Origin of the sequence: Microcystis sp. M53602_WE12 (assembly GCF_030065455.1) — a bacterium.
Classification (GTDB): Bacteria; Cyanobacteriota; Cyanobacteriia; order Cyanobacteriales; family Microcystaceae; genus Microcystis; species Microcystis aeruginosa.
Map to the genome: position 1 here is coordinate 1 of NZ_JASJFB010000098.1, position 3808 is coordinate 3808.

At 44.1% G+C, this 3808-nt stretch carries 3 protein-coding genes; 2 read left to right on the forward strand and 1 reads right to left on the reverse strand.

Going from position 1 to position 3808, the window contains the following annotated elements; genetic code table 11:
• Nucleotides 1-83 precede the first annotated feature (83 nt).
• On the forward strand, nt 84-1523 hold the full coding sequence (locus PX482_RS04155; protein WP_288122094.1) for an aminotransferase class I/II-fold pyridoxal phosphate-dependent enzyme: 1440 nt from the start codon (nt 84-86) through the stop codon (nt 1521-1523).
• Here the strand turns inward: PX482_RS04155 and PX482_RS04160 are convergent.
• Entirely contained in the window at nt 1515-2897 is a 1383-nt protein-coding gene (locus tag PX482_RS04160) for a serine/threonine-protein kinase (RefSeq protein ID WP_004159518.1), read from the reverse strand. The two genes, PX482_RS04155 and PX482_RS04160, sit on opposite strands and share 9 nt — an antisense overlap.
• A gap of 371 nt (nt 2898-3268) precedes the next feature.
• Between PX482_RS04160 and PX482_RS04165 the strand changes: the two genes are divergently transcribed.
• Nucleotides 3269-3670 (forward strand): alpha-helical coiled-coil protein, encoded by a 402-nt coding sequence (locus tag PX482_RS04165; protein ID WP_043999279.1) that lies wholly within the window; start codon nt 3269-3271, stop codon nt 3668-3670.
• Nucleotides 3671-3808: the final 138 nt, after the last annotated feature.

Consider the following 3808-nt stretch of genomic DNA (forward strand, 5'->3'; position numbering starts at 1 on the left):
CCACACCCCACACCCCACACCCCACACCCTACTTCCCCACACCCCACACCCCACACCCCACACCCCACACCCCACTTCTCACAATGCCTTCGCCAGAATCTGCTCCGCTAATATCACAACTGCAAAAAAAAGTCAATAGTTTGGATGTACCATTTTATGCACCAGGGCATAAGCAGGGGGAAGGAATCGGGGAAGATTTAAGTAATTTACTGGGAAAAAGCGTCTTTAAAGCCGATTTACCCGAATTACCCGACCTTGATAATTTGTTTGCCCCGACGGGGGTGATTAAAGAAGCGCAAATTTTAGCAGCCGAGACATTTGGGGCAGATAAAAGCTGGTTTTTAGTCAATGGTTCCAGTTGTGGCATTATTGCGGCGATTTTAGCCACTTGCGGCGAGGGAGATAAAATTATTTTGGCGAGAAATATTCATAAATCGGCAATTTCGGGCTTAATTCTCTCTGGGGCGCAACCTATCTTTATCAATCCCGAATATAATCCCACTATCGATCTAAATTTAAATATAACCCCCCAATCCCTCGAAAATGCCCTGAAACTCCATCCCGACGCCAAAGCGGTGATGGTAGTCTCTCCCACCTATCAAGGGGTTTGCTGTGACTTAGAAACTATCGCCCAGATTACCAATCATTATTCTATCCCGCTGCTCGTCGATGAGGCTCACGGGGCGCATTTTGCCTTTCATCCCGATTTACCTCCGGCTGCCCTGTCTCTCGGCGCCGATATGGCTATTCAGTCCACCCATAAGGTTTTAGGGGCCTTAACTCAAGCATCGATGTTACACTTAAAAAGCGATCGCATTAGTTCCGAAAAAGTCGATCGAGCCTTACAATTAGTTCAAACCACTAGCCCTAGTTATTTGCTTCTCGCTTCCCTTGATAGTGCTAGAAAGCAAATGGCGACGCAAGGACTAGATTTACTGACCAAAACCCTCGATTTAGCCGCTTCTGCCCGAAAAGAACTCAATAAAATCCCTAATATCTCTGTTTTAGACTTTCCCCATTCTATCCCGGGTTGTCACTGGTTCGATCGCACTCGTTTAACGGTAATCGTCAAAGATTTTGGCTTAACTGGTTACGAAATAGACGATATTTTGCGAGAAAAATACGCCGTCACGGCAGAATTACCGACTTTAAGCCAACTTACTTTTATTATCTCCATCGGCAACCATCGCGAACACATTAATCGCCTAATTACTGCTTTTCAATGCCTTAAATCCCCTTCCTCTACCAGTTTACCCCCCACTCCTCCCCCAGTCACGGGAAATTTGGCTATTTCTCCTAGAAAGGCTTTTTTTGCCCCTACAGAGATAGTATCCCGGAAAAATGCCCTCGATCGTCTTAGTGCTGATGTTATCTGTCCCTATCCCCCCGGTATTCCCGTTTTGATGCCGGGAGAGTTAATTTCTCAGGAAGTCCTCGACTATCTGCAAACTATTTTAGACCTCGGTGGCACGATTACCGGCGGTAGTGATGATAATTTAACCACTTTCAGGGTTTTAAAATAATCGCAAAATTATCCGATATATTAGCCCGAAAAAGGCGGTAATAGTAATTGCTCCGATGGCTGCCATCACGGCAATGATAGCAATTTCAGGAAAACTTAGGGTTCCTTGCAGTTGCGGAATTAACAGGAAGGCGAGAGTAATTGCTGCTAGAATCGGTAAATCTCTCCCTTCAATCACTTTTTTAAATAATGCCCAAACTAAGCCACCTAAGATCATAAAAGCGATGACAATTCCTAGCGAGGGGAGTAAACTATTTAAGGCAATTACTAATAATGTCCCCTCAAATCCTGTAAAGGCAGCATTAGCGAAGGTTTCCCCAAGAGAAAAACGGGAAGTTTTTCTAATCACTGGAGAAGCTGGAGAAGCTGGAGGGGATGGAGGAATTGGAGAAGGTGGAGGAGATGGAGGAGATGGGGGAGGTGTATTTAAAGCGGTTAAAACTTCTCCACAGGATTGAAATCTATCCAGGGGATTTGCTAGTAACATTTTATTGAATACTCTTGCTAAATCTGCACTGATGTTGGGGGCATAATTTTGCCAATTCCAGACCTGTTTTTGGGGATCGTATAGATCATCAGGATCGCGATTAGTTAAGAGTATAACACAGGTAGCTGCTAGGGCATATAAATCTGTGGCTGCCGATACCTGATTGCCTAATTGTTGTTCGGGAGGGGCAAATCCAGCTGAGTAAATTGTTGTGGATTTCTCCTGTGTATTATTGGGATTATTGGTAGCCTGTTTTACTGCCCCAAAATCGAGTAAATAGAGGCGGCCATTTTGGGAGCGCATGATGTTAGATGGTTTTATATCCCGGTGAATGGAACCATTTTCATGAATAAATTTGAGGATAAGAAGTAATTCTTTGAGAATGTTTTTGACTTCACTTTCTTGAAAGGGTTTTTGTTGCTGTTGGAGAATTTCTTCTAAGTTTTTACCGTCGATATATTCCTGGGCCAGATAGAAAAATTGCTCTTCTTTTCCCGTTAATTGATTCTTGACTGTTAAAGGGAAAAAAGCATAGAGATCGGGGATTTGGGGATGTTCTCGTCCTAAATCTTCTAAAACGTGCGCTTCTTGAAAAAATAAATTTTTCGCTTTTTCTAAAGCTTGGGGACTTAAATTACCGGAGGGTTGAAATTGTTTGAGTACACATTTAGCTTTTTTGGGACTATAACGATCTAGCGCTAAAAATGCCGCCCCAAATCCTCCTTGTCCCAATAGACGTTCTGGCAAATAACGTCCCCCTAAAATTAATGGCATCCCGCAAGTAGTACAATATTTCTGCTCGATCGAGGTTAAGCGATTGCTATCGTCTAGGTCTAGGCATTGATTACGCGGTCTCGGACAGTGGGGACGCGTGCAAATAACTTCCATAGTCACCGTTTCCCTTGGTACTGCTCTTAGTTTAGCTACTACCGGCAATTCGGGTTAAAATTTTTATTCTTGAGAAAGAGTTACAAAGAGGGTTCGTAGGCCGACACGGATTCCCATTATACTACAAGGTTAGCAGAAATTTTGGAGTTTGTCAAGTCTTTGGCCGAAAAAAATTCAGCCGGATAAGGGCAGTTATCGAAAAAATCGGGTCACGCATATCATTCAAGGCCAGGGTTCTGGCCACGACTTGAGCGAAACGGTCTTGAACCATCTACTCCCGTGTCACCTCGTTTTCAGGCTCTTGAAAATATTGCTTTTTTTTCTCAAAGACAGTAAACTCAAATGTATTGTAAATGTATTTTAGATGAATTATGACTCTATATCTAGTAGAGGATGATCGACAAGAAAGGACCAAAGAACAAGTGAGCGAGATATTGGAGCGCATTGCCACAGTCGCATCAAAATCCCAGGGAGAGTTAATCGAAGCCCTAATCGGTGAAACAGAGGGGCGGTTATTCCTGATTATCAAAGCGATCGATCGCGCCTCCCTCGAACAAGTACTAGAAAACGCTGGGCTAGGTTGGCAACTAATCAAGGAAATGCGCTTGATTGGGCAGGACTTAGCCACTGTGCGAGAGCGCAAAGACAAAGCCAACTATCTAGTACAGTGGAATTTACCTCCGGGGCTAACGATGGAAACTTACCTGCAACGAAAAGCGGAGAAAACCCCCCTTTATGCTCAAGTGCCTGAAGTCAGTTTCGAGCGTACATAGGGCTTGCTGAAAAAGTTTTTCGGTGGTGGCAGGGTGTGGGGTGTGGGGTGTGGGGTGTGGGGTGTGGGGTTTTATCGATTTTCAGGTGGTCAACTACCTAATTTTCAGGGAAAAAGTACCTGAATTTTCCCCCCAATC

Coding starts and splice junctions, on each gene's coding strand:
- PX482_RS04155 (WP_288122094.1), top strand. CDS start 84: ATGCCTTCGCCAGAATCTGCTCCGCTAATATCACAACTGCAAAAAAAA.
- PX482_RS04160 (WP_004159518.1), bottom strand. CDS start 2,897: ATGGAAGTTATTTGCACGCGTCCCCACTGTCCGAGACCGCGTAATCAA.
- PX482_RS04165 (WP_043999279.1), top strand. CDS start 3,269: ATGACTCTATATCTAGTAGAGGATGATCGACAAGAAAGGACCAAAGAA.